Origin of the sequence: Bacteroides sp. AM44-19 (assembly GCF_003603395.1) — a bacterium.
Classification (GTDB): domain Bacteria; phylum Bacteroidota; class Bacteroidia; order Bacteroidales; family Bacteroidaceae; genus Bacteroides; species Bacteroides uniformis.
Genome location: NZ_QTNB01000009.1, coordinates 73,873 through 100,811, shown reverse-complemented (window position 1 = coordinate 100,811; position 26,939 = coordinate 73,873). Strand labels below are relative to the sequence as shown.

At 46.5% G+C, this 26,939-nt stretch carries 16 protein-coding genes and 2 pseudogenes; 14 read left to right on the top strand and 4 right to left on the bottom strand.

From position 1 onward, the window contains the following. Window positions 1-53 precede the first annotated feature (53 nt). The 3 genes from DW947_RS14160 (at window position 54) to DW947_RS14150 (ending at window position 3,945) form a co-directional block, all read left to right on the top strand. Window positions 54-1,166, top strand: a complete 1,113-nt coding sequence (locus tag DW947_RS14160; protein WP_005834454.1) for a CHAT domain-containing protein — start codon at window positions 54-56, stop codon at window positions 1,164-1,166. Between the two features lie 10 nt (window positions 1,167-1,176). Continuing rightward, on the top strand, window positions 1,177-3,246 hold the full coding sequence (locus DW947_RS14155; protein WP_117703826.1) for an SEL1-like repeat protein: 2,070 nt from the start codon (window positions 1,177-1,179) through the stop codon (window positions 3,244-3,246). Window positions 3,247-3,465: 219 nt separating this feature from the next. Continuing rightward, the gene (locus DW947_RS14150) at window positions 3,466-3,945 is read left to right on the top strand and encodes a DsbA family protein (RefSeq protein WP_005830632.1); all 480 of its coding nucleotides are present in this window, start codon (window positions 3,466-3,468) and stop codon (window positions 3,943-3,945) included. A gap of 71 nt (window positions 3,946-4,016) precedes the next feature. Here DW947_RS14150 and DW947_RS14145 read toward each other — a convergent pair whose 3' ends face one another. Continuing rightward, the gene (locus DW947_RS14145; protein WP_005830635.1) at window positions 4,017-4,508 is read right to left on the bottom strand and encodes a 3'-5' exonuclease; all 492 of its coding nucleotides are present in this window, start codon (window positions 4,506-4,508) and stop codon (window positions 4,017-4,019) included. Between the two features lie 106 nt (window positions 4,509-4,614). Here DW947_RS14145 and DW947_RS14140 point away from each other — a divergent pair, with 106 nt between their 5' ends. The 5 genes and pseudogenes from DW947_RS14140 to DW947_RS14120 all read left to right on the top strand — a co-directional run bounded on the left by DW947_RS14140 (window position 4,615) and on the right by DW947_RS14120 (window position 14,660). After that, the gene (locus DW947_RS14140) at window positions 4,615-5,154 is read left to right on the top strand and encodes an NUDIX domain-containing protein (protein WP_005834443.1); all 540 of its coding nucleotides are present in this window, start codon (window positions 4,615-4,617) and stop codon (window positions 5,152-5,154) included. Between the two features lie 104 nt (window positions 5,155-5,258). Next, complete coding sequence (locus DW947_RS14135; protein ID WP_117963221.1) at window positions 5,259-8,303, top strand: tetratricopeptide repeat protein; 3,045 nt, start codon at window positions 5,259-5,261, stop codon at window positions 8,301-8,303. A 15-nt stretch (window positions 8,304-8,318) separates the two neighbouring features. Continuing rightward, window positions 8,319-9,950: a TonB-dependent receptor gene (locus DW947_RS14130; RefSeq protein ID WP_117963219.1), complete on the top strand. Its 1,632-nt coding sequence runs from the start codon at window positions 8,319-8,321 to the stop codon at window positions 9,948-9,950. 145 nt (window positions 9,951-10,095) lie between these two features. Further along, a complete protein-coding gene (gene topA / locus DW947_RS14125; protein ID WP_016272395.1) occupies window positions 10,096-12,522 on the top strand; it encodes a type I DNA topoisomerase in 2,427 nt (808 codons plus the stop codon). Between the two features lie 232 nt (window positions 12,523-12,754). Next, window positions 12,755-14,660 (top strand): annotated as a pseudogene (locus DW947_RS14120) (LruC domain-containing protein). Window positions 14,661-14,767: 107 nt separating this feature from the next. On the opposite strand, the gene argS reads toward DW947_RS14120, so the two are convergent. After that, window positions 14,768-16,585 carry an arginine--tRNA ligase gene (gene argS / locus DW947_RS14115; protein ID WP_117963217.1) on the bottom strand — a complete coding sequence of 606 codons (1,818 nt, stop codon included), beginning with the start codon at window positions 16,583-16,585 and terminating at the stop codon, window positions 14,768-14,770. Window positions 16,586-16,740: 155 nt separating this feature from the next. Next, window positions 16,741-17,007 (bottom strand): HU family DNA-binding protein, encoded by a 267-nt coding sequence (locus DW947_RS14110; RefSeq protein WP_117878811.1) that lies wholly within the window; start codon window positions 17,005-17,007, stop codon window positions 16,741-16,743. Window positions 17,008-17,254: 247 nt separating this feature from the next. Between DW947_RS14110 and DW947_RS14105 the strand changes: the two genes are divergently transcribed. The 6 genes and pseudogenes from DW947_RS14105 to DW947_RS14080 form a co-directional block, all read left to right on the top strand. Next, the gene (locus tag DW947_RS14105) at window positions 17,255-17,938 is read left to right on the top strand and encodes a rhomboid family intramembrane serine protease (protein WP_165852461.1); all 684 of its coding nucleotides are present in this window, start codon (window positions 17,255-17,257) and stop codon (window positions 17,936-17,938) included. Further along, the gene (locus tag DW947_RS14100) at window positions 17,919-18,809 is read left to right on the top strand and encodes a rhomboid family protein (RefSeq protein ID WP_025831509.1); all 891 of its coding nucleotides are present in this window, start codon (window positions 17,919-17,921) and stop codon (window positions 18,807-18,809) included. The genes DW947_RS14105 and DW947_RS14100 overlap by 20 nt, the downstream gene beginning before the upstream one ends. A gap of 92 nt (window positions 18,810-18,901) precedes the next feature. Beyond that, window positions 18,902-20,002: an endonuclease/exonuclease/phosphatase family protein gene (locus tag DW947_RS14095; protein WP_057256542.1), complete on the top strand. Its 1,101-nt coding sequence runs from the start codon at window positions 18,902-18,904 to the stop codon at window positions 20,000-20,002. A gap of 35 nt (window positions 20,003-20,037) precedes the next feature. Further along, window positions 20,038-22,122: a M3 family metallopeptidase gene (locus DW947_RS14090; protein ID WP_057256543.1), complete on the top strand. Its 2,085-nt coding sequence runs from the start codon at window positions 20,038-20,040 to the stop codon at window positions 22,120-22,122. A gap of 83 nt (window positions 22,123-22,205) precedes the next feature. Then, complete coding sequence (gene secDF, locus DW947_RS14085; protein WP_057256544.1) at window positions 22,206-25,205, top strand: protein translocase subunit SecDF; 3,000 nt, start codon at window positions 22,206-22,208, stop codon at window positions 25,203-25,205. Between the two features lie 112 nt (window positions 25,206-25,317). After that, window positions 25,318-25,498, top strand: a pseudogene (locus DW947_RS14080) (DDE transposase); the annotation flags it as partial. Between the two features lie 166 nt (window positions 25,499-25,664). Here the strand turns inward: DW947_RS14080 and DW947_RS14075 are convergent. Continuing rightward, window positions 25,665-26,927: a TolC family protein gene (locus DW947_RS14075; RefSeq protein WP_070101230.1), complete on the bottom strand. Its 1,263-nt coding sequence runs from the start codon at window positions 26,925-26,927 to the stop codon at window positions 25,665-25,667. Window positions 26,928-26,939: the final 12 nt, after the last annotated feature.

Here is a 26,939-nt window from a genome sequence, read left to right as displayed (position 1 = left end):
TAATAAAAGCTTTTATTCAGTTGGTTTTTAAACAGACTCTTAAATGAGCAAAGTTGAGAATAAAAAGTTGCCGTTCCAAACAAAGAAAGAATGTTTATTTTGCTCCTGCTGGGCAACTCCATAACATCGCCATAGAACACCTTCCAAGCAGCGACTCTACTTTTATAGCGGAACAAATAAATTTCTATCGGTTGTCGTCTACGCGACAATTGGTTATGATAAAAGACAAAAGCCATATTAAAGAAGCTGTTCTCTATGGAGGTCTTAAATATGATGCTGATACAACAGCTTTAGTAGTCGAAAACAAAAAATATACTGATATTCCTCGAGACTTGAATATTCAACATACCTTCTATCCGGATTCCCTAAACCTGCGTGACGGAGCCAAATACCTTCCCGCCACTAAGATAGAAGCTGAACAAATTAAACAAGCACTAGAGAATACGAGACTTCAGCCAGCCTTATATATGGATTTACGAGGTACAGAAGAATCTTTTAAAGCTTTATCAGGTAAGAATATCAGTATGCTACATATCGCCACTCATGGTTTCTATTGGACAGAAACAGAAGCCAGACAGACAAAGGATCTTGATTTCTTGATGATGGGAGACAATAACCAATCACGCTACGTAGAAGACAAAGCATTGACTCGATCAGGACTGCTATTGTCAGGAGCAAATATTGCACTGAAAGGAAATCCTTTGCCGGAAGGATTAGAAGACGGCATACTCACCGCCAAAGAGCTTGCCGGTTTAGATTTACGAGGGTTAGACCTGGTAGTACTTTCTGCCTGCCAAACCGGACTGGGAGAAATAACCGGTGACGGAGTATTCGGCTTGCAACGCGGTTTCAAAAAAGCGGGAGCCAACACATTATTAATGAGTCTCTGGAAAGTGGACGATAATGCTACTCAACTCTTGATGACACAGTTTTACAAGAATCTGCTCGCAGGAAAGAGCAAATTTGAATCTTTGCGCGAGGCCCAGAAGTATGTACGTGACTACGAAGTTGAAATTGAAACAACTCCCGACAAGCGCTGGCAGTCAGAAGCCAGGCAAAAAGAAAAACAGAGCAAAAAGCCTATGCCCAAAGAGTTCAAGAAAATAAAAAAATATAAGGATCCCTTTTACTGGGCTGCATTCATTTTATTGGATGCAATTGATTAACTCTTAATTTATGAAAAACATGAAAAATTACTTATTGTGCATATTCCTTGCAGTATTTACCATCAGTATTTATGGGCAAAACCACAAGAATGCTGCGGACTATAGGACAGATGCAATAAATGGAAACGCGATTGCACAATTCTATCTCGGACAGAGCTACTTTAGGGGATGGGGTATAAAACCTGATACCATACAAGCCGTTTATTGGTGGCGAAAGTCGGCTGAGCAAGGAAATCCTGCTGCACAAAACAATATGGGTGCAGCCTATAGTAATGGCTGGGGGAATTTAACTCAAAATAAAGAAACGGCCATCTATTGGTATAAAAAAGCAGCTGAAAAAAATGGGGCTTTTCCACAAAAGAACCTTGGACGCATATATGAAGACAAAGAAAACTATGAAGAGGCTTTTATCTGGTATAAAAAAGCCGCCGAACACAATAATAGCCCGGAATCTTATTATGCACAAAGCCGCTTAGCCTATTTACTGAAAAACGGGTTAGGAGTCACAAAGAATTACCCCGCCGGAATGGCATGGACAAAACGAGCAGCTAAAAACGGGAATGCAAGCGGACAGATTTCGCTTGCAATCTCTTATGAATACGGCATAGACAACATCTTGAGAAAAGATGGGAATTCAGCGTTATATTGGTACAAAAAGGCTGCTCTCAACAAAGACATTGGAGAACTCCAGAAGTCTATAGCAGAAGCTGCCATAGAAAGATTGGAAGAAGCGGGATTCAACGGACAGAATACTCTCCTCAAAATGATACCGGACTATAAACCATTCTACACTGCACCTTCGGAAAGTGAACAGAAAAGCATGCATGAATCTGTTCGCAATAGCACGGTAGAGTGGGGAAAAACAATAGAAGGAGAGGCTTCTCTAGGACAAACCCAAAATGATGAAATAAATGGATTCAGGGTAGAATTCAAAGAAGATAATATTAAAATTGGCTTTACTAAAAACTCAGAATTCACTTTATTCATCTATATTCAAGAAGATGACATAATAGTTAAAAATGGCTCTGAAAATGGTGTAGAATACAACCGAAACACCGGAAAACCGTATATGCTGCTCCGCCCCTACAGTTATGAAATAGAAGCCAAAGAATATCCCGGACAAATATTTGAACGGACAAACTACACAAACGGGAATAAATATTGGGGAGAAACCTATAATGGACAACGCCACGGATACGGCATTCATATCTGGGAAAATGGGAATATGTGGTTCGGCCCTTGGAAGGATGGTGAAAGAAATGGATACGGCGCTTACTTTGATATTACGGCACACACCATTCAGTCAGGAAAATGGATTGGAAATGAATTGATAGCCGGTACTTCTTATATCTGTAAAGAAAAAGCGGAACCGGTTCTTCCAGCCAGAACCAGAACCGTTTCAAAACCATTTTCCTATAGCGGTACTGTTCGCTATATAAATTTACCGACCAGCTCATACATGTCATACATCACAGAAGCCATCAACAAATGGGGGAAATGCCGTACCGGAGCAATCACTATGTATGGAGCAGGAGTAGGAGTGTATGGGAATAGTGGATATGCCTACACCGGCAGTACTCCCAGCAAGCTTAAGAAACGTATAGAAGAAGCCAACAGCAGCAATGCTGAAATAACAGACATCAACATCTCTGAAAATGGCAACTATGTAATTATCTTAGGCGGTTCAGGGTATTGGACTCTTGGTTATCCGGATGCATTCCTCAAAAAACTGGAACAATATCGTACAGGAGATTTAAGAGACGACAATATTCTTTCGGCCTGCTTCAATGATAGAGGAGAATGGGTAGTTATCACGGACAAGCATTACAGCTATTCAAATGAAACCATCAAAAATTTCATACTGAAAGCCGAAGAACTATACGAAGAGGTTTACTATGCCTATATTACCAATTACGGGATGATAGCTTGCTGCAAAAACGGAGTATATTACAAAAACATTCCATCCAATTTGGCAGAGGCATTGAAGAAACTCACATTCAAACCCAAAGTCATCAAGTTTACAGACAATGGATTGTACTTGATTACAGATGGAGAATCACAAAATTATTATTTTATGTAATCACTCATTTTTTTTAAATATAGGCAATAGGTTATAGCATAGGACTTTCCATGTCGTCAAATGGCTAAATACAACGTTAAAAAAAGTCGTTCAGTCCCGTTAAAGCACCATGCCGTTTTTAAGTGTTGTAACTTCGCACCGTGGTCACAAAGAAACAGGTCTCGCTAACTGACGAGTGAACGAAACCGCAAGTAACAACCATTAAAAACAAAAAACATTATGGCATTTCGTTATGTAGTAAAAAAGAGAATGGTAGGCATTGGTACCAAAACCGAGAAGTATGTAGCTGCTTCTTATTCCGTAGCAAATATTGATTTTGATAGATTATGCGACCAGGTGACCAGTCAAGGGATGGTGCCAAGAGGTATCGTAAAAGCCGTATTGGACGGTATGATTGACGCACTCTGCACCTATGCCAGCATCGGTGCAACCGTACGGCTGGGAGACTTCGGAAGCCTCCGACCGGGATTGAACGGCAAAAGCCAGGAGGATGCAAAGTCTGTAACGGCTGATGTCGTTTACCGCCAGAAACTGATTTTCGTGCCGGGACAACGTTTGAAGAACATGATGAAACAATCGGGCATCACACGATTGGTAACCGGCTCTGAAATCGTGCCGGACAATGAAGAAAATCCCGGAGGAAACGAAAGCGGAGGCGGCGGCAATGATGGTGACCAAGGTGAAAATCCATTAGGATAAACTGATAGAGTTTTATCAAGGAAACAAACAATTCCACAGAGGAGGCTTCATGACAAGTCTCCTCTGTTTATTTATATGACCTGTTTCGCTATCCATGCACAAGCCTCAGCATCAGCCAACGCATGATGATGATGTTCCAACTGATAGCCACAGCAAACAGCCACTGTATGCAACTGATAGTTAGGCAATCCCTTTATAGCACGACGTGATGCCTGCAAAGTACAATAAAACTCATAATCCGGATAATCCATGCAGTAAGTACGGAAAACAGCTTTCAGGCAGCTTTCATCAAAGGCCTTGTTGTGCGCTACCAATGGCAAGCCTTCAATGCGTGGAGCTATTTCCTGCCACACAACGGGAAAGATAGGAGCATCCTGGGTATCTGCCAACGTCAGACCATGCACGCGGGTATTCCAATAAGTGTAATACTCCGGTTCGGGACGGATGAGGCTATAATAATGGTCCACAATCTCTCCATCACGTACGATAACCACTCCTACACTACAAACGCTGGTACGCTGTTCGTTGGCCGTTTCAAAATCAATGGCAGCAAAATCTTTCATCCGATATGGTTTTATAGTCGCCAAAGATACGAAAAATTCACTCTGTTCCTTTCATTCTACACCTGGTTTCCATTATCTTTGTCCCCCGGACAAAGGCTAAAATATCATGGAACATCCACTTTCGCAATTCAAATATTGTCCGAAATGCGGTTCAGCCCATTTCGAAGTTCATAACGAGAAGTCGAAGCAGTGCGCCGACTGCGGTTTCGTCTACTACTTCAACCCCTCTTCCGCCACCGTCGCCTTGATACTGAACGAGCGCGACGAGCTGTTGGTGTGCCGCCGCGCCAAAGAGCCTGCCAAAGGGACGCTGGACCTCCCCGGAGGCTTCATCGACATGACCGAGACCGGTGAGGAAGGCGTTGCCCGCGAAGTAAGAGAAGAAACCGGCATGAAGGTGGCAAAGGCCGAATATCTCTTCTCCCTACCCAATATTTACATCTATTCCGGCTTCCCCGTACACACGCTGGATATGTTTTTCCGTTGTACGGTGGAGGACACCTTGCACTTCGAGGCGATGGACGACGCGGCAGACCTCTTCTTCCTCCCCTTAAAAGATATCCGTACGGAAGAGTTCGGACTCGGCTCCATCCGCAAAGGAGTGGGTATCTTCCTGGAAGACATACGGAAGAACAAAAGTGAATGATTATTCGTTCCTATTATGGTATATATCCTAAAAAAGCCAAACAAGTGTAACATTTCCGGGTTAAAACCCGTATTTTTGTAAAATACCTATTCTAACAAAAGAAGATGAAACATAAAATCTCCCGAATATTGTGCACAGCACTCTGTTGCGCACCTTTACTCGCCTCAGCACAAACAAGCGAGAAGAGTACTTCTCCCAAGCGACTCTACCAGGAAGGACAGACGTTGTTCCAACAAAAGGCATACGCCGCCGCCATCTCCCCGTTGCAAGCCTATGTACGCCAGATGAATGCAGACGGCAAGCCTCTGCCCGATACCGGCGAGCGGCAAGAAGCGGAATACATGCTGGTATGCGCCGCATACGAGCTCAGAGACCCCAAAAGCATAGACCTGCTCCGCGCCTTTCTGGACGAATATCCTGATACTCCCCATGCCAACCGCATCTATGCATTAATCGCCTCCTCCTATTTCTTCGAAGGCAATTATGACGATGCCCTCGCCATGTTCAACTCTGCCCGCCTCGACCTTCTGGGTACCGAGGAGCGTGACGACATGACCTACCGCCTTGCCACCTGCTACCTGAAAACGGGCAACGTAAAGGAAGCAGCCATCTGGTTCGAGACGCTGCGTAGCACCAGCCGCAAGTATACAGCGGACTGTGCTTACTACATCTCTTATATCCGATATACCCAAGGACGGTATGACGAAGCGCTCAGCGGTTTCCTGCCTCTGCAGGACAATGCCAAGTACAAGAACCTGGTCCCCTATTACATCGCCGAAATCTACTTGTTGAAGAAGCAGTACGACAAGGCGGAAATCGTGGCGCAGAATGCACTGTCAGCCCATCCCGACGGTCTGAGCTACACCCACACGGCGGAGCTGAACCGTATCCTCGGTACAGCCGAATACCATTTCGGGAAGTATCACGAAGCCGTAAAGTCCTTCGGACAATATATAGAACACAATGCCGAATCTGCCGCTCATAGAAGGGATGCCCTTTACATGCTGGGAATGTCCTATTATCAATGCGGCGTGTATTCGCAAGTCCCCTCCGTCCTCGGCAGAGTGACTGCCGAAAACGATGCCCTTTCGCAGAACGCATACCTGCACATGGGACTGGCTTACCTGCAACTGGCCGACAAGACCAAGGCACGTATGGCCTTCGAGCAGGCTGCCGCTTCCAATGCCGACCCGAAAATCAAGGAACAAGCCGCCTATAACTACGCCTTATGCATTCACGAGACCTCCTATTCCGCTTTCGGCGAATCGGTGACCGTCTTTGAGAAATTCCTGAACGAATTTCCAAACTCTCCTTATGCCGAGAAAGTCAGCAACTACCTGGTGGAAGTATACATGAATACACGCAGCTATGATGCCGCACTCAAGTCCATCGACCGTATCTCCCATCCCAGCAAAGCCATTCTGGAAGCCAAACAAAAGATTCTGTTCCAACTCGGGACCCAGTCTTTTGCCAACACGCAGTTCGAACAAGCCATCGGTTACTTCAACCAAAGCGTCACGTTGGGGCAATACAACCTCCAGACCAAGGCAGACGCCCTCTACTGGCTCGGCGAGTCTTATTACCGCCTGAACCGGATGAGAGAAGCCGCCCGCAATTTCAACGAATATCTGTCACTCACCCGGCAGAGGGATACGGAGATGTTCGCCCTTGCCTACTATAACCTGGGCTACATCGCTTTCCACCAGAAAGACTATTCGACGGCAGAGAACCGTTTCCGCAACTTTGTCCAACTGGAGAAAGGTGAAAATCCGACCGCATTGGCAGATGCCTACAACCGTATCGGTGACTGCAACCTGCACGTCCGCCGCTTCGACGAAGCCAAGCAATACTATACAAAAGCAGAAAGCCTGGGAACACCTGCCGGCGACTACTCCTACTATCAGCTGGCCCTTGTAGCCGGCCTGCAAAAAGACTATTCCGGAAAGGTTACTTTACTGGACCGCCTTGCCGTCAAATATCCCAATTCGCCTTATGCCATCAATGCCCTTTACGAAAAAGGGCGCTCCTACGTACAGAGCAACAACAGCCCCCAAGCTATCGCCGCCTTCCGCGAATTGCTCGGCAAGTATCCCGAGAGTCCCGTCAGCCGTAAAGCAGCTGCAGAAATCGGCCTGCTTTACTACCAGAACGACGACTATGACCGTGCCATAGAAGCCTACAAACATGTAGTCACCCAATATCCCGGAAGCGAGGAAGCCCGCCTTGCCATGCGCGACTTAAAGTCCATCTACGTAGATGCCAACCGCGTGGATGAGTTTGCCGCCCTTGCCGCCCAAATGCCGGGAGAAATCCGCTTCGAACCCAGTGAGCAAGACTCGCTGACTTACATCGCTGCCGAAAAAGTATATATGAAAGGCGAAGCCGCACCTGCCAAAGAGAGCTTCACCCGCTATCTGCAAAGTTATCCGGGAGGCGCTTTCAGCCTGAATGCACACTACTACCTCTGCGTCATAGGCAAAGAGCAGAAAGATGACGAGGCGGTATTGGAACATGCCGGAAAACTGCTGGAATACCCCGATAACCCATATTCTGAAGAGGCTTTGCTGATGCATGGAGAAATTCTGTTCAACCGCCAGCAATATGACCTGGCATTGGCCGACTACAAGAAATTGCAGGCCAAAGCCACCACGGCAGAGCGCCGCCAGCTTGGCGCTATCGGTGTACTGCGCTGTGGAGCACTGATGCATGATGATGCGGAAGTCATCAACGCCGCCACAGCCTTGCTTGCCGAAGCCAAGCTGTCTCCGGAGCTCCGGAACGAGGCATTGTACTACCGTGCCAAGGCATACCTCAACCAGAAAGCCGACAAGAAGGCAATGGATGACCTTCAGCTGCTGGCCAAAGACACCCGTACCCTTTATGGAGCCGAAGCCAAATATCTGGTGGCATTACAATGGTACAACGCCGGTAATTATGCCTCTGCAGAAAAGGAAATCCTTAATTTCATCGACCAGAGCACACCGCATGCCTACTGGCTGGCACGCAGTTTCATCCTTCTGTCTGATGTATATGTAGCCATGGACAAGAAGCTCGATGCACGCCAATACCTATTGAGCCTGCAGCAGAACTACCAGGCCGACGACGATATAGCAAGCATGATTAACGAAAGACTGGAGAAATTGAAGTAAGAAATATAGCACATTATGAAAAAGAAACAATATATCCTCGCAGGAACTATGCTTGTCTCCCTCTCTTTGGGAGCACAAGCCCAGACACAACCCCAAGACACCACCATGAACCGTACGGTAGTCGTGGAACAAGAATATAATCCGGACATCATGGACGCCTCCAAAGTGAACGTGCTTCCCAGGGTGGAACCTCCTACCGTCAGCAAAAAGGCGGTGGAATATGACGCCACCCTGATGCCGGCAACCCATATCCCGGCAGGTATCATGCAAGCCTATACCGGAAAAGAGACGCAGGCGAAAGCGCTGCCCGGATATGTACGCTTGGGATACGGTAACTACGGTAACCTCGATGTACGCGCCAACTACCTCTTCTCCTTATCCCCCAAAGACCGCCTCAACCTAACATTCACAATGGATGGCATGGATGGCAAACTGGACTTGCCGGATAATGGCGGGAAGTGGAATTCATTCTACTACCGTACCCATGCTGCCATGGATTATGTACATGCTTTCAGCAAAGTCGATTTGAATATTGCCGGAAAGTTCAACCAAAGCAATTTCAACTTCCTGCCCGACTTCGTCAGCAACAAGCAGAAATTCGTTTCGGGTGATGTACATTTCGGGGTAAGTTCCACGAGCGACGATATGCCTCTCCAATTCCGTGCCGAAACCAATTTGTTGGTCTACCAGCGCCAACACGACCTCATGGTGAGCAATATCAAAGAAAATATCGTGCGTACCAAAGCCGATGTCACCGGTTCCATCTCCGATGAGCAGACCATCGGCATGGCTTTTGCCATGGACAATACATTCTACAGCGACGGACGTTTCGAGAATCACACCGACGTAGACTTCAATCCATACTATCTCTTTCAGAATGACGACTGGAAAATACGTCTCGGCGCACACGTCGACCTGGCTTTCGGCTTCGGCAAGAAGTTCCGCGCCGCTCCCGACGTAGAAATACAATACATCTTCTCGGACAGCTACATCCTCTACGCACAAGGTAAGGGAGGACGGCTACAGAACGATTTCCGCCGTCTGGAAACCATTACGCCTTATGGCATTACAAACCAGCAGCTTGACAATACCTACGAACAGCTCAACGCAGCCATCGGCTTCAAGGCAAGCCCGGTCAGCGGATTGTGGTTCAACCTATACGGCGGGTATCAAGATTTGAAAAACGACCTGATTGACACTCCGACTGTCAAGTCCGACGGGATAAGCAATGTTTACCTCACAGAAGATACCAAGAACCTCTACGCAGGAGCTGACCTGAACTACAACTACAAGGATGTTTTCTATCTCGCCGCCAATGCCGTCTATCGCCATTGGACAACGGACTCAGACGGTTCTGATGTCGTAGTAAGCTTCAAACCGGCCGTAGAAGGCAATCTCAATCTCAAGGTACGCCCCATCTCCCCACTGCTTGTCGGCATCGGCTATCAGCACATCTCACGCCAGGGCGTGGAGGGCAACAAGGCAGACCCTGTCAGCAATCTCTATCTAAACGGCAGTTACGAACTCTTCAAAGGTATCTCCGTGTATGCGCGCGTGAACAACTTGCTGAACAAAGATTACCAATACTACTGGGGATACCCTTCAGAAGGTCTCAGTTTCTTAGGCGGAGTAAGCTTCCTCTTTTAATAGAGGCAGCACAAGCCGGAGCTCTAATTTGAACAAAAAAGGTCATTTTTGCTAAATTCTCCTTATATTATAAGGTGGGAAGAATCTTTTTTTCCTACTTTTGCGGGCGAATTCAGTGGCGGGAGTCACTAAAAAACAGAAATTTATGCAGAAAAACCTTGTCATAGTCGAGTCTCCGGCGAAAGCAAAAACCATCGAGAAATTCCTTGGAAAAGATTTCAAAGTCCTTTCCAGCTACGGCCATATACGTGATTTGAAGAAAAAAGAATTCAGTATTGACGTAGACAAAGACTTCAAACCGCATTACGAGATACCGGCGGATAAAAAGAAACTCGTAACCCAGCTGAAAGAAGAAGCCGAGCAGGCAGAAACCGTATGGCTGGCTTCCGATGAGGACCGCGAAGGGGAAGCCATCGCATGGCACTTGTACGAAGTGCTGAAACTGAAACCGGAACACACCAGACGTATCGTCTTCCATGAAATCACCAAAGGTGCCATCCTGAAAGCGATAGAAAATCCCCGTGACATTGACATCAACCTGGTCGATGCCCAGCAAGCCCGACGTATCCTGGACCGTATCGTAGGTTTTGAACTTTCACCGGTATTGTGGAAGAAAGTGAAACCTGCCCTTTCTGCAGGCCGTGTACAGTCCGTAGCCGTCCGTCTCATTGTAGAGCGCGAACGCGAGATACATGCATTCCAAACCGAAGCATCCTACCGTGTTACCGCCGTATTCCTCGTTCCGGACACTGACGGCAAAACAGTGGAAATGAAAGCCGAACTGGCGCATCGGCTCAAGACAAAGGCAGAAGCCCGGAAATTGCTGGAGAGCTGTAAAGCAGCTACGTTTACCATCAGCGACATCACTACCCGTCCGCTGAAGAAAACTCCCGCCGCCCCGTTCACCACCTCTACCTTGCAGCAGGAGGCTGCCCGCAAACTGGGATTCACCGTGGCACAGACCATGATGGTGGCGCAACGTCTGTACGAATCCGGATTGATAACCTACATGCGTACCGACTCCGTCAACCTTTCCGAACTTGCCGTCAACGCCAGCCGTGAAACCATCTCCAACCTGATGGGCGAACGTTACGTACACAACCGCCACTTCGCCACCAAGACCAAAGGAGCGCAAGAAGCCCACGAAGCTATCCGCCCCACCTATATGGAGAATGCCAAGATAGAAGGTACCCCGCAGGAAAGAAAGCTGTACGACCTCATCTGGAAACGTACCATCGCCTCGCAGATGGCAGACGCCGAAGTGGAAAAGACAACCGTAACCATTGCTATCAGCAACGAGACGGAGACTTTCACTGCAACCGGCGAAGTGGTGAAATTCGACGGTTTCCTCCGTGTCTACCGCGAATCATACGATGATGACGTAGAAACCCAGGAAGATGAGGCACGCCTACTGCCCCCTCTGAAAAAAGGACAGAAGCTCGAACATGAAGGTATCACCGCTACCGAACGTTTCACCCAACACCCTCCCCGCTACACGGAAGCAAGCCTTGTGCGCAAATTGGAGGAACTGGGTATCGGACGTCCGTCTACCTATGCTCCGACCATTTCCACCATCCAGCAACGCGAATACGTGATAAAAGGAGAAAAAGCAGGTGAAGAACGCACCTACAATGTGCTTAACCTGCAGGGTAATGAAATAACGGACAACAACCATACAGAAATCACCGGAGCTGAAAAGTCAAAACTGATGCCGACAGACACCGGTATTGTGGTCAATGACTTCCTGATAGAGTACTTCCCGGACATCCTTGACTACAACTTCACTGCGAGCGTCGAAAAGCAATTCGACGAAATAGCCGAAGGTGACAAGCAATGGACCGCCATTCTGAAAACATTCTATAAGAAATTCCATCCTTCGGTGGAGAACACGCTTGCCGCGAAAACCGCCCACAAGGCAGGCGAACGGATTCTAGGAACAGACCCCGTCAGCGGAAAACAAGTGTCTGTAAAAATCGGACGTTTCGGCCCAGTAGCACAGATAGGTACTGCCGAAGATGAGGAAAAGCCCCGTTTCGCCCAGGTAAAAAAAGAAATGTCCATCGAGACCATTACGCTGGAAGAAGCGCTGGAGCTGTTCAAACTTCCCCGTACTCTCGGAGAGTACGAAGGCAAGAATGTAGTCGTAGGTGCGGGACGTTTCGGACCTTATATCCAGAACAACGGCTTGTATGCCTCATTACCCAAGACAATGGACCCGATGACCGTTACGCTGGAAGAAGCTATTGAACTTTTGCAAAAGAAACAAGAAGCAGAAGCCCAGAAACATATCAAGAAGTTTGAGGAAGAACCGGAACTGGAAATCCTGAATGGACGCTATGGCCCTTACATCGCTTATAAAGGCAGCAACTACAAGATTCCTAAAGACATCATCCCTCAAGACCTAAGCCTTCAGGCTTGTCTGGAGATTGTGAAACTGCAAAGCGACAAGGAGACGGGCAAGTCGAAACGGACTGCAAAGGTAACCAAGCCCACAGCCAAGTCAACAACGAAAACCAGTAAGGCGACGAAGGCAGCGACAACCAAGGCCACTTCAACAGCCAAGAAAAAGTAAAATGAAAGTACATGATACAAAATCCTCCTTTGCCGGACAAAATATCCGGCAAAGGAGGATTTTCTTTTTTCTTTCATCTTTCCCTTCCAATTTAAGGTTGCTTTTACCGTTATTCTCATAAAAGAGCTCCAAGACGGTCGAAACAAGTGAAAGTTTTCTTTCTATATCAAATAAATATATATATTTGTGCTAAAGGCAATTACAGCAAGCAAACAAACAAAAAATGAAAGGTATGAATAAAATTTTCTTTACCAAAAGAACTTCCATTCTGTTACTGGCAATATCTCTGTTCAGCAGTTGTATGGAAAAAGACGTGTATCAAGGAGATAAGAATACACCGTTGAATCCCACAGAGGTATTCGATTTCAGTCTGACGAAAGAAGTAAAACTGAACGTCGACTATGGTTTCACCAACGACTATTACATTATTTTCGAGCTCTACAATCAGAATCCCATGAAGGAAGAGAACAACTCTTGGATAAAAGATGAGAAGCTCTCCCCCATCTATGCAGCCTCCACAGACAAAAAAGGGCAGTACTCAGGGAAAATCACCATCCCCTCCGACATTACGGAAATATGGATTTACAGTGACTATCCCGGTGCCGTTTCTCCGGTCAAGTTAGCAGTGTCCAATGAAGAAATCAATTTTGACCAGGCGGAATATATAGCATCCTTGCAAACCAACACAAGGGCAACGACAGCAGGCGGCTACAGCTATCCTGACGATTGGAAACTCATTCCGGGTACGGATTGGGATGTTTATGGTCTTCCAGTCAATATAGAAAGTATCTTGAGTATGCCACCGGCTGAAATTCTGTACAGCATCAAAAAAACATATACCAAGGTGGCCAAAGAAGGAATAAAAGTCATGCATCCGGAATGGCTCAACAATAACACAACATCCGAAATCAAAATCACTAAAGCGACGGAAGTGAGTCTTGTATTCATTAGCAGTGGTGCCGGATGGAACAATACCATCGGATATTTCACCTATCCGACCAACGAAGTCCCTACTGAAAGCACGGTCCAGAAAATCCTTGCATTCCCTAATGCGTCCCCCATCAGCAAGTCAAGCGGAACGGGCAGACTACTCTGCGGCCATGAAATGAAACTGAAATATTGGAATAAAAGTACACAGCAGTTCGAAGATAAATTCCCTGCCGGCGTTACTCTAGGCTGGTGTCTGGAAGGAATGGGCTTTAACAACGGAAACATCAAGAAGACCGGTCACACCCGCTTTTCTTACAGTTCTATGAACAGTGACAATGCACAACGCGTGGTAGCCCTTGCGCGATGGAGGAACAAACCAGATTGTAGCCATCGGATTCGAAGACAATACAGACTACGACTACTGTGACGCCACATTCTATGTCAAGATAGCAGAAGCCAATGCCATTGACCCTGAAGGACCAGAACTGCCTCCGGTAGATCCGCCCAGCAGCCTGGAATATACTGTTTATGGTACACTGACCTATGAGGACCAATGGCCCTCTGAAGGAGATTATGACATGAACGATGTAGTGGTCGAATACCAATCCACCATCTACAAAAGTGCTCTGGACGATAAGATATATAAGATTATGGATGAGTTTACCCCTATCCACAATGGAGGGAGCTACGTTTGCGGATTCGGTTACCAACTTTCCAATATCGACCCGTCCAAAGTAAGGAGCATCAATGTCACCGGTTCAGACAGCTGGGAAATGGAAACGGGACAGTCACACCCCACCATCACTCTTTTTAACGATATCAAGAAAGTGCTGGGACAAAAAATCACTGTCACCACTGAAGTGATAGACATCTCTTCCAAAGACAACTCTGTGAATCCTCCCTACAACCCGTTCATTTTTGTCAACGACAGAAACAGAGAGGTACACTTAGTGAATTATCCGCCCACCAACAAAGCCGATATGGAGCTCTTCAATACCCAGGACGATGTGTCGAACACCTCAGCAGGAATCTATTATATTGCACGCTATAAAGAGGAAATACAACTGATGCCCTTCGGAATCAACCTCCCCAACATCGTAGATTTCAATATACCTGCAGAGGGCGTAAAGATATACAACACATATCCCGACTTCATCGAATGGGTCAAATCGGACGGAAGCACCCACAAAAATTGGTATAAGAAATAAAGGACATGTTGCAAAGCCAACAATAGAACATAAAACAGAAAAACGGAGCATAGCCGAGAATCAATCCGGCTACGCTCCGCTTTCATTTATAAGAAACTTGCGTAAAGTTACATTCTGTCAGGTACCTCAATTCCCAGTAAGCCCATACCTAAGCGTACCACCTTGGCTACATTTTCGGACAATGCAAGGCGGAATATCTTCACTGCTTCGTTCTCCTCACGCAAAATGCTGAAGTCATGGTAGAACTGGTTATATTCCTTCACAAGGTCATACGTATAGTTTGCAATGATGGACGGACTGTAATCCTCACCTGCCTGCTTCACAATAGCGGCAAAGTCGGCAACCATCTGTATCAGTCCCTCTTCCTTCTCACTCAGTTCAATGCCGGCAGGTAACTGGGCAGGGATTTCGATACCGGCCTCTTTTGCCTTGCGGAGAACAGACTGGATACGTGCATAAGTATATTGGATGAACGGTCCCGTATTACCATTAAAGTCGATGGACTCTTTTGGATTGAATGTCATGTTCTTGCGGGCATCCACTTTCAGGATGAAGTACTTTAAGGCACCCAGACCAACGATACGGGCGATATTGTCTGCCTCTTCCTTTGTCAGACCATCCAGCTTACCCAGTTCATTGCTGGTTTCCTTGGCTGTATCAATCATCTCCGCCATCAAGTCGTCAGCATCAACTACTGTACCTTCGCGGCTCTTCATCTTGCCCTCGGGAAGTTCCACCATACCGTAAGAGAAGTGCACCAACCCTTTACCCCATTCGAAGCCCAGTTTGTCGAGCAGGATGGACAATACCTGGAAATGGTAATTCTGTTCGTTGCCTACCACATAAATCATCTTGTCGATGGGATAATCTGCAAAGCGGAGTTTGGCAGTACCTATATCCTGCGTCATGTAGACGGATGTACCGTCCGCACGCAACAGCAGCTTGTGGTCCAACCCCTCACCCGTGAGGTCTGCCCATACAGAGCCATCTTCTTTCCGGTAGAAGAAGCCTTTCTCCAGGCCCTCCATTACCTTCTCCTTACCTTCGAGGTACGTGTTTGATTCGTAATATATCTTATCAAAAGTTACACCCATCATACGGTAAGTCTCGTCAAAACCTGCATACACCCAGTCGTTCATCTTCTTCCAGAGCGCACGTACTTCCGGGTCATTGGCCTCCCACTTTACCAGCATTTCACGAGCCTCCTTCATCAAAGGAGATTCAGCTTCCGCCTTGGCTTTGGCTTCTTCCTCATTCATGCCTTCGCTTTGGAACTTGGCCATCAGCTCCTTCACTTCCGCTTTATAATGCTTGTCGAAGGAAACATAGTAATCGCCAATCAAGTGATCTCCCTTCTTGCCGGATGATTCGGGAGTTTCACCATTTCCGTACTTCAGCCATGCCAACATGGACTTACAGATATGAATTCCACGGTCATTGACAATATTTGTCTTTACTACCTTATTACCGTTGGCAGCCACTATATTAGCCAGCGCATTTCCCAAAAGATTATTGCGTACATGTCCCAAATGAAGCGGTTTGTTGGTGTTGGGAGAAGAATACTCAATCATCACCAATGGAGAGTTGTCAGTAGCAGCCACGATACCGTACTGCTTGTCCGCATGAATGCCATTCAACAATTCTATCCACGCAGAGGAGGCAATGGTCAGGTTCAGGAAGCCCTTGATGACATTAAATGCTGCAACCGAAGGCTCGTTTGCCTGCAAGTATTCACCGATTTCCTGGGCCGTCTGCTCCGGTCCTTTCTTGGACATACGGAGGAAAGGGAATACAACCAGCGTGAGGTGTCCCTCAAATTCTTTCTTGGTTTTCTGCAACTGCACTTGTGTGGCAGGAACATCCTGTCCGTAAAGCGCTTTCAGTCCGCCGATGACGGACGATACCAGTTTCTGTTCTATATTCATGATTCAAATGTATTTTCCTGCGTGCAAAGATAGCGTAAACCGAAATCAGTACAAAACAAGCAGGCTTGTTTTTATTGACTCACAAGATATTCAACATACAAAGAGGGGACGCTCCTTGTAAAACGTCCCCTCTTTGTATGTTGAGTATACTGTTCTTATTCAGCTGTCAATTCCGCACCTGGTTTGAATTTAACAACTTTCTTTGCAGCAATCTCGATAGGCTTTTTAGTAGAGGGGTTGATACCCATACGCGCTCCTCTTTCCACCACACTGAAAGTTCCAAAACCAACCAATGATACTTTATCACCGGCCTTCATTGCCTTAGTGACTGACGCGATAAATGCATCCAATGCTTTCTTTGAATCAGTCTTTGACAAACCAGACTCCGCTGCCATAGCGCTAATAAGTTCCGCCTTATTCATAATGCTTAAAAATTAATTAATATGTTACACAAAAGATATTTTTACTTTTCATCACAAACCTCCACAAAAATAGAGCAATATTTCTGAATATCAAATAAAAACATTAAAAAAATATTGGAAAACAGCGAAAAAGAAGGAATAGAATCTGCTTTTTCTGTTATAGAACAGAATTTATTCGTATTTTTGCCGGAGAATGCAAAAACAGACAACTGTTTTTGAACTGTAAAATGAATTGAAACAACAGATTATGAATACTATACCTACTGTAACCAAGAACCTTTTAATCATTAATGTGCTGATGTTTTTGGGCACCATTGTCGCCCAAAGCTACGGCATCGACCTCGCCCAATATCTGGGATTGCATTTTTTCCTTGCCGAAGATTTCAATGCAGCACAATTGATAACATATATGTTCATGCACGCCGGATTCGCGCACCTGTTTTTCAACATGTTTGCCGTATGGATGTTCGGACGTATTTTAGAGCAGGTATGGGGGCCAAAACGATTTCTGTTCTACTATCTGGTGTGCGGCATAGGAGCCGGAATTATCCAGGAGGTGGTACAGTATATTCATTATGAGACAGTACTTTCCGCCTACGACAGCGTGAATACCGGCATGGCCATCATCCCGATGAAGGAATATCTCAATATGATGACTACCGTGGGAGCTTCGGGCGCAGTATACGCCATTCTGCTGGCATTCGGCATGTTGTTCCCCAACCAGCAAATGTTCATCTTCCCGCTGCCGGTTCCCATCAAGGCCAAATATTTTGTCATCGGATATGCCCTGATTGAGCTTTATGCCGGATTTGCAAACAGTGCAGGAGACAATGTGGCTCACTTCGCACATTTGGGTGGTATGGTATTCGGCTTTATCCTGATTATGTACTGGAGAAAAAAGAACAGAGGAAATGGCTACTATTATAACTGATTTGAAAGAGACCTTCCGTAGGGGGAACATTTATATCCAACTGATTTACATCAATGTTGCGGTATTCATACTTACTACGCTAACCGAAGTCATGTTCCAGTTGTTCAACCGGAGCATAGCAGGCGTATTCGAATGGTTGGAACTGCCGGCATCAGTCCTACGCTTCATCCTGCAACCATGGTCACTACTGACATATATGTTCATGCATGCAGGATTCATGCACATTCTTTTCAATATGCTGTGGCTTTACTGGTTCGGTGCACTGTTCCTGAGTTTCTTCTCTGCAAAGCATCTGCGGGGTGTATACATTCTGGGAGGAATTTGCGGCGGTCTGCTCTATATGGCCGCCTATAACATTTTTCCGTATTTCCGTCCCATGACAGACTATTCTTTCATGCTGGGCGCCTCTGCCTCTGTACTTGCCATTGTAGCCGCCACCGCCTATCGCGAGCCCAACTATCCGATAAGGCTGCTGCTGTTCGGAACCATCCGGCTGAAATACCTGGCACTCATCGTTATAGGCACCGATTTGCTGTTCATCACCTCCAGCAATGCCGGCGGACACATCGCACATTTAGGAGGTGCGCTGGCAGGGTTATGGTTTGCCGCCAGCCTCAGCAAAGGTAGCGACCTGACCTCATGGATAAACAAATGTCTGGATGCCTTAGTTTCCATCGTCAGCTTCAAACCCCGAAAACCGAAAATGAAAGTACATTACGGTACTGGCAAACAAAAAGATTATGATTACAACGCACGGAAAAAAGCCCAATCCGACGAGATAGACCGCATTCTCGACAAATTAAAGAAATCGGGATACGAAAGCCTTACTACAGAGGAAAAGAAAAGCTTGTTCGACGCGAGTAAACGTTAAACCAATGGAAAACGGAAAATGAAAAATGAGAAATGAGAATATAACCGCCACTCTTATTTTCAGTTTTCACCTTTCAATTTTCAACTATTATAATGAAGCATCTCGGTAATTTTGTCGCTCTTCTGATTTTAGCGGTCAATGCCTTGTTTACGGGCCTATTACTGTTCACCGCCTATAGTCCGCACATCCAGCCGGTCACACATCCGGTGCAATCGTGCCTGGGGCTGACATTTCCCGTGTTCCTGATGATAAATGCCGGCTTCCTCATTTTCTGGCTGGTCATCCAGCGCTATAGGTCGGCTTTGCTGCCCCTGATAGGGATGTTGCTCTGCTATTCGCAGATACGCACCTATCTGCCCATCAACTTCCATACAGACCACTTACCGGAAACAAGTATCAAACTGCTCTCCTACAACATTATGGGATTTGACGGTGCCGCCAAGCAAGATGGCAAAAACCCGATATTGACCTATTTGAAGGAAAGTGGCGCCGATATCCTCTGTCTGCAGGAATATTCCACAGTACAATCCTCAAAGCATCTTTCGCAAAAAGACGTAGAGCGGGAACTCAAGGCATATCCATACCACCGCATCAACACAGTGGGTAGCGGAAAGGGACATACCAACAAGATAGCATGTTACTCTAAATTTCCGATTCTCTCGTCACGCATATTGGATTATCCCAGCGAATACAACGGTTCGGTACTCTATGAAATCAAGATTGGGGAAGACACGGTTACCCTCATCAACAATCATCTGGAGTCCAACAAACTGACCAAAGCCGATAAAGTCGTGTACGAAGACATGCTGAAATCTCCCGAAAAGGAAAAAGTGAAAAGCGGCGCACGCCTGCTCATACGCAAGCTGGCAGAAGCATCGGCCATCCGTGCCCCGCAGGCTGACACTATTGCACATGAAATAGCCGCTTCACCGCATCCTTACATTATTGTGTGCGGCGATTTCAACGATACCCCCATCTCCTATGCCCACCGCACCATCGCCCAGGATTTGGACGACGCATTCACCCAATCAGGACGGGGGCTGGGCATCTCCTACAACCAGAACAGATTCTATTTCCGGATAGACAACATACTGACAAGCAAGAACCTGAGAGCCTACAATTGTACAGTAGACCGCTCCATCAAAGAGTCAGACCACTATCCGATATGGTGCTATATCACTAAGAGATATTGAAAATTAATACTTAAACATTTAATACTTAGAAAACAATGTTCAAAAAATGTATTCTAATTTTAGCAGCAAGTTGTATGATGTACTCCTGTGCCACCCAGACGGAAAGCAATCCGTTCCTTACTGAGTTTCAAACACCCAATGGCGTGCCTCCATTCGATAAAATCAAGTTGGAGCACTATGAACCCGCATTCCAGAAAGGTATAGAAGAGCAGAACGCCAATATCCAAGCCATCATTGACAATACGGAAGCCCCTACTTTCGAAAATGTCATTGTTGCCCTCGACAACAGCTCTCCCACCCTGGACCGTGTAGGCGGTGTATTTTTCAACCTGACGGAGGCCGAAACTACCGATGAACTGACAGCCCTTTCCATGAAACTGGCTCCGACATTGGCCGAACACGAAGACAACATCTCCCTCAACCAGGAGCTTTTCAAGAAAGTGGATGCTGTCTACAGCCAGCAAGATGCTCTCGGCCTGACCCGCGAACAACAAAGGCTGCTGGAAAAGACCCATAAGAAATTTATCCGTTCCGGCGCCAATCTTCCGGCCGACAAGCAAGCCCGTCTGCGTGAAATCAACAAGCAGCTTTCCACACTCGGAATCACGTTCAGCAACAACATCCTGAACGAAAACAACGACTTCAAGCTTTATGTAGGAAAAGAGGAAGACCTCGCCGGACTTCCCCAATGGTTCCGCGAAAGCGCCATGGCTGAAGCCCGTGCCACCGGACAGGAAGGCAAATGGCTGTTTACCCTCCATAATGCAAGCCGCTTGCCTTTCCTTCAATACTCCGCCAACCGGCCGCTACGCGAACAGATGTACAAGGCCTACATCAACCGCGGCAATAACAATGACAAGAACGACAACAAGAAAATCATTGCCGACATCGTAAGCCTGAGACTTGAAAAGGCGCAACTGCTGGGTTTCGACTGTTACTCCAACTTTGTATTGGACAATACAATGGCAAAGAATTCCACCGCCGTGATGGACTTCCTCAACAACTTGTGGAGTTATGCACTCCCCAAAGCAAAAGCCGAAGCAGCCGAACTGCAAAAGCTGATGGACAAGGAAGGCAAAGGAGAGAAACTGGAAGCATGGGATTGGTGGTACTACACCGAAAAACTCCGTAAGGAGAAATATAACCTCGAAGAAGAAGAGATTAAGCCCTACTTCAAGCTGGAAAACGTACGTGAAGGCGCCTTTGCCGTTGCCAATAAGCTCTATGGCATCACGCTGACAAAGCTCGAAGGTATCCCCGTCTATCATCCCGATGTAGAAGTGTTTGAAGTGAAAGCCGCAGACGGCTCACAAGTAGGTATCTTCTATGTAGATTACTTCCCCCGTCCCGGCAAAAGCGGTGGTGCCTGGATGAGCAATTACCGCGAACAACAAGGCAGCATACGTCCATTGGTATGCAACGTATGCAGCTTCACCAAGCCCGTAGGCGACACTCCTTCCCTGCTGACCATCGACGAAGTGGAAACTTTGTTCCATGAATTCGGCCATGCCCTGCACGGATTATTGACCCAATGCCAGTATAAAGGTACTTCAGGCACCAATGTCGTACGCGACTTCGTGGAACTCCCCTCTCAAATCAACGAGCATTGGGCCACCGAACCCGAAGTGTTGAAAATGTATGCCAAGCATTACAAGACCGGCGAGGTCATTCCCGACAGCCTGATTGAAAAGATACTGAACCAGAAAACGTTCAACCAGGGTTTCATGACTACCGAGTTGCTGGCCGCCGCCATCCTCGACATGAACCTGCATAACCTGACTGATACCGAAGGCCTTGATGTCGTTGCATACGAAAAAGAAGCGATGGACCAACTGGGGTTGATTCCGGAAATAGCTCCCCGCTACCGTACCACATACTTCAACCACATCATCGGCGGTTATGCTGCAGGCTACTACAGCTATCTCTGGGCCAATGTTTTGGACAACGATGCCTTCGAAGCTTTCAAGGAACACGGTATCTTCGACAAGCAGACAGCCGACCTCTTCCGCCAGAATGTTCTGGAAAAAGGAGACAGCGAAGACCCGATGACTCTCTATAAAAACTTCAGAGGAACTGAGCCTCAATTAGACCCGATGTTAAAAAATCGCGGTATGAAGTAAGATTTGTGAAAAAAAAGCTATATTTGCAGCCTTGTATGCAACAGAATTTAATTAAAAAGTAATCATAATAAACTAAAAGTAACATGCAAAACAAAGGATTTGTAAGGGTTTTTGCGATATTGCTCACACTGGTGTGTGTGTTCTATCTCTCCTTCTCTTTTGTAACTCGCCATTACACAAGTAAGGCCAAAGAGTTTGCGAAAGGCGATGTGAAAGTAGAGCAGGACTACCTCGATTCTCTGGCTAATGAGAAAGTGTATTTCGGCAATTGGACGCTGAAACAATGTCGTGAGATGGAAATCAGTTTAGGTTTGGACTTGAAGGGCGGTATGAACGTCATCCTTGAAGTTTCCGTACCCGATGTCATCAAAGTATTGGCTGACAACAAGACTGACGAAGCATTCAACCAAGCATTGGCCACTGCCGCCAAACAAGCTACCACAAGCCAGGATGACGTAATCACCCTATTCGTCAGAGAGTATCACAAGCTTGCTCCGGGTGCTCCTCTTTCACAACTGTTCGCAACCCAACAATTAAAAGACAAGGTAACTCAGAAATCTACCGACGCGGAAGTTGAGAAAGTATTGCGCGAAGAAGTAAAGGCAGCAGTCGAGAACTCCTACAACGTACTTCGTACCCGTATCGACCGTTTCGGTGTAGTTCAGCCCAACATCCAGAGTCTGGAAGACAAAATGGGCCGTATCATGGTAGAGCTTCCGGGTATCAAAGAGCCAGAACGTGTAAGAAAATTATTACAAGGTTCCGCCAATCTGGAATTTTGGGAAACATACACAGCAAAAGACGTTACTCCTTATCTGCAAGCTGCCGACACCAAGTTGCGTGCCATCGTTGCAAGCGAAACTCCGGCAGAAGAAGCAGACAGCACAGCCGCCGAAGCTCCTGCCGTAGCACAGGCTACCAGCACAGCCGACAGCCTTGCCGCTGCTTTAAAGGGTGAAAACAAGACACAAACCGCTGACCTTGCACAAATAAAGAAAGAACATCCGCTGTTCGCCATCCTGCAGGTCAACCCCAGCGGACAAGGTCCTGTTGTAGCCTATGCCAACTACAAGGATACAGCTGAAATCAACAGATACCTTTCCATGCCGGAAGTTCAGGCCGAAATGCCGAAAGACTTGCGTCTGAAGTGGGGTGTATCTCCATACGAGTATGACCCGAAAGCCCAGACTTTCGAGCTCTATGCTATCCGTTCTACAGAACGTAACGGTAAAGCGCCTTTGGAAGGTGATGTAGTAGTTAGCGCCAAGGACGAATACGACCATTATGGCAAGCCCGCTGTAAGCATGTCCATGAATACCGACGGTGCACGCCGTTGGGCTCAGCTCACCAAGCAGAACATCGGTAAGAGCATCGCTATCGTGCTGGACGGCTATGTTTACTCCGCACCAAATGTAAACAATGAAATCACCGGTGGTAACTCACAGATTACCGGCCACTTCACTCCCGAACAGGCAAAAGACTTGGCAAACGTATTGCGTTCAGGTAAGATGCCGGCTCCCGCACACATTGTGCAAGAAGACATCGTAGGTCCTTCACTGGGACAAGCTTCTATCAACGCCGGTATCATGTCATTCATCGTTGCATTGATTCTGCTGATGATTTACATGTGCTCCATGTACGGATTCATTCCGGGTATGGTGGCCAACGGTGCTCTGGTGCTGAACTTGTTCTTCACGCTGGGTATCCTCTCTTCTTTCCAGGCTGCACTGACCATGTCCGGTATTGCCGGTATGGTATTGGCACTGGGTATGGCCGTGGATGCCAACGTATTGATTTACGAACGTACCAAAGAAGAGCTGCGTGCAGGCAAGGGTGTGAAGAAGGCATTGGCTGACGGTTATGCCAACGCATTCTCCGCTATCTTCGACTCCAACTTGACATCTATCATCACCGGTATTATCCTGTTCAACTTCGGTACAGGTCCTATCCGTGGTTTTGCCACTACATTGATTATCGGTATCTTGATTTCATTCTTTACTGCCGTATTCATGACACGTCTGTTCTATGATTATTTCATGAGCAAAGACAAATTGCTGAACTTGACATTCTCTTCCAAGATTTCAAAGAACCTGATGGCGAATGTACATTTCGACTTCATGGGCAGAAACAAGCTGTGGTTGACCATCACCGGAGCCGCTGTAATTGTATGTATCGCTTTCCTCGCTACCCGCGGATTGAGCCAGAGCATCGACTTCACCGGTGGACGTAACTTCAAGGTGCAGTTTGAGAACAAGGTAGAGCCGGAACAGATTCGTGAGCTTATCTCCAGCAAGTTCGGTGACGCCAATGTCAGCGTTATCGCTATCGGTACAGACGGTAAGACTGTACGTATCAGCACGAACTACCGCATTGAAGAAGAAGGTAACAACATCGACTCTGAAATCGAAGCATATCTGTATGAGACTCTGAAACCTGTATTGACCCAGAACATTACGCTGGAAACCTTCATCGACCGCGAAAACCATACGGGCGGAAGTATCATCAGTTCCCAGAAGGTAGGTCCGAGTATCGCAGACGACATCAAGGTTTCAGCCATCTGGTCCGTTGTACTTGCATTGATTGCCATCGGTATTTATATTCTGATTCGTTTCCGCAATATTGCATACAGTATCGGTTCAGTAGCCGCATTGGCCTGTGATACCATCATCATCCTGGGTGCCTACTCCATCTGTTGGGGCTGGATGCCGTTCTCTCTGGAAATCGACCAGACCTTTATCGGTGCCATCCTGACAGCTATCGGTTACTCTATCAATGACAAGGTGGTAATCTTCGACCGTGTACGCGAATTCTTCGGCCTCTATCCGAAGCGTGACAGATTCCAATTGTTCAATGACTCATTGAACACAACTCTGGCACGTACCATCAATACTTCACTGAGTACCTTGATTGTGTTGCTGTGTATCTTCATCCTCGGTGGTGATTCCATCCGCAGCTTCGCATTCGCCATGATTCTGGGTGTTGTATTCGGTACAATGTCTTCTCTGTTCGTTGCATCTCCTATCGCATATCTGCTGATGAAGAACAAGAAAGGTACCGAGCCAGTTGTAGAAGTAGCCAAATAAGAATTTAGACAAAAAACTATAAACTAAAAAAGGAGGAAATCCGAAATGGATTTCCTCCTTTTTTGTAGTCTCGCCGGAGAACAGAACGGAAAGGAGAATGATGATTCTTACCACATGCTATGAAAGTCATATGCGTTTTCCTACGGACATGAAGCTCCTTTGGGAGAGCATCGAATAGGCTCTACCGGCACATCTGCATGCATTGCAGGAAGCTCGGCATAAGGCTTCCCCGTAACAAATATACGGATGTTGCGGCATTTTATCTGTCCTATTACAAGAAAAGAAAGAGGAAGCGGACTGTAAAACTATCCGCTGCCACGGTTTTATACTTTCAATTCGAAAGAAGAGCGGGAACAGATTCTCTACAGGAACTTTGTGGAGGTTGGGCTGGAGGCGAAAGCGATGATTGGGGATGTACTTAATAAGAAGGGGGCATCTAAGGTTTTCTGTCATTAAAAATCACTCCAACTGTCCAATCGCCCTAAGGTATTCTATTTCTCGTATTTTGTAATTTGTACGGGCTTCAATATTGTTGCTGTAAGCCTCCTGCCATTGTGTCTGCGCTTCCATAACATCAAGGATCGTGGCCATTCCCATTTCATAATTGTTTTGGGTCTGAGAAAGATTATGTTCTGATTCTTCAAGGCCATGCTCTGCTGTACGAATAAGTAGCAATGCACTTTCATAAGCGGATTTGGATTGCTGTGCTTCTATATCCATCAATGAACGATTTTTGTTGAGTTCCACTGTGCTGATTTCGTGTGCCAGTCGTGCGCTCCTTATTTTTTTACGTCCTTCCCCGAAATTGAATATAGGAATGCTTATACTGGCCATTACCATCGGTATTTTCATATCGAGAGATGAACCGGCTAATTTCATGCCCCCCATATATTGATAACCAGCACTAATCCCCACTGTAGGGAAAAAATCGGCACGGGTATTTTTTATCTCCAAATCCTTCAATTCCACTTGCATTTCCTGTATACGGTATTCCGGGCGATTGACAATATCGTGTGATAATTGATTGTTGTAGTTTTGAGTTAAAATAAGTGTGTCGGTGGCAATTATTTGAGCATCCAACTCCAGTCCGATCAGATGGCACAGGGACATACGAGTCAGTTCCCGTCCGCTTTCCGCCCGTTGGAGTTCGTATGTCACATTGCTTCGTCGGGTGCGTACTTTATGCAAATCCTGAGCAGTAGCCATTTTGAGTTCAAAAAAACTGCTGACCTGCTGATGCAACGAATCCAACAATTGAGTATATTGTGTAAGCAGTTTTACCTTTTCCGCTACCGAAACATACATCCAATACGTCTGCTCCACCTCTACCAGGGTATTGATTCGGGTAAGCCTTTTGTTTTCTTCCGAGATTGCTACGCCGGTTTTTGCCATTTTGTTTGCGTTGACAATTTTCCCTCCTGCATATACAGGCTGTTGCAGGGTAATACCTGCCATATACATACCTTTCATACTCATTTCCATACCCACCATACCCATATCGATGTTTTCGAAAATATAGGCATAGGTTGCCGATCCTGATATTTTCGGGAAATAGGCTGTTTTTGCTGCTTGTCGATCTGATACCGCCTTGCCTACCTTGCGGGATGATATTTTTATATCGTCGCTGTTCTCAAGTGCCATTCTCCGGCAATCTTCGATTGATAAACGGGTTTGGGCTTGTACAGCATTGATGCCCAACCATAAAAAGATGGCAGGAATCATAAGTATCGTTTT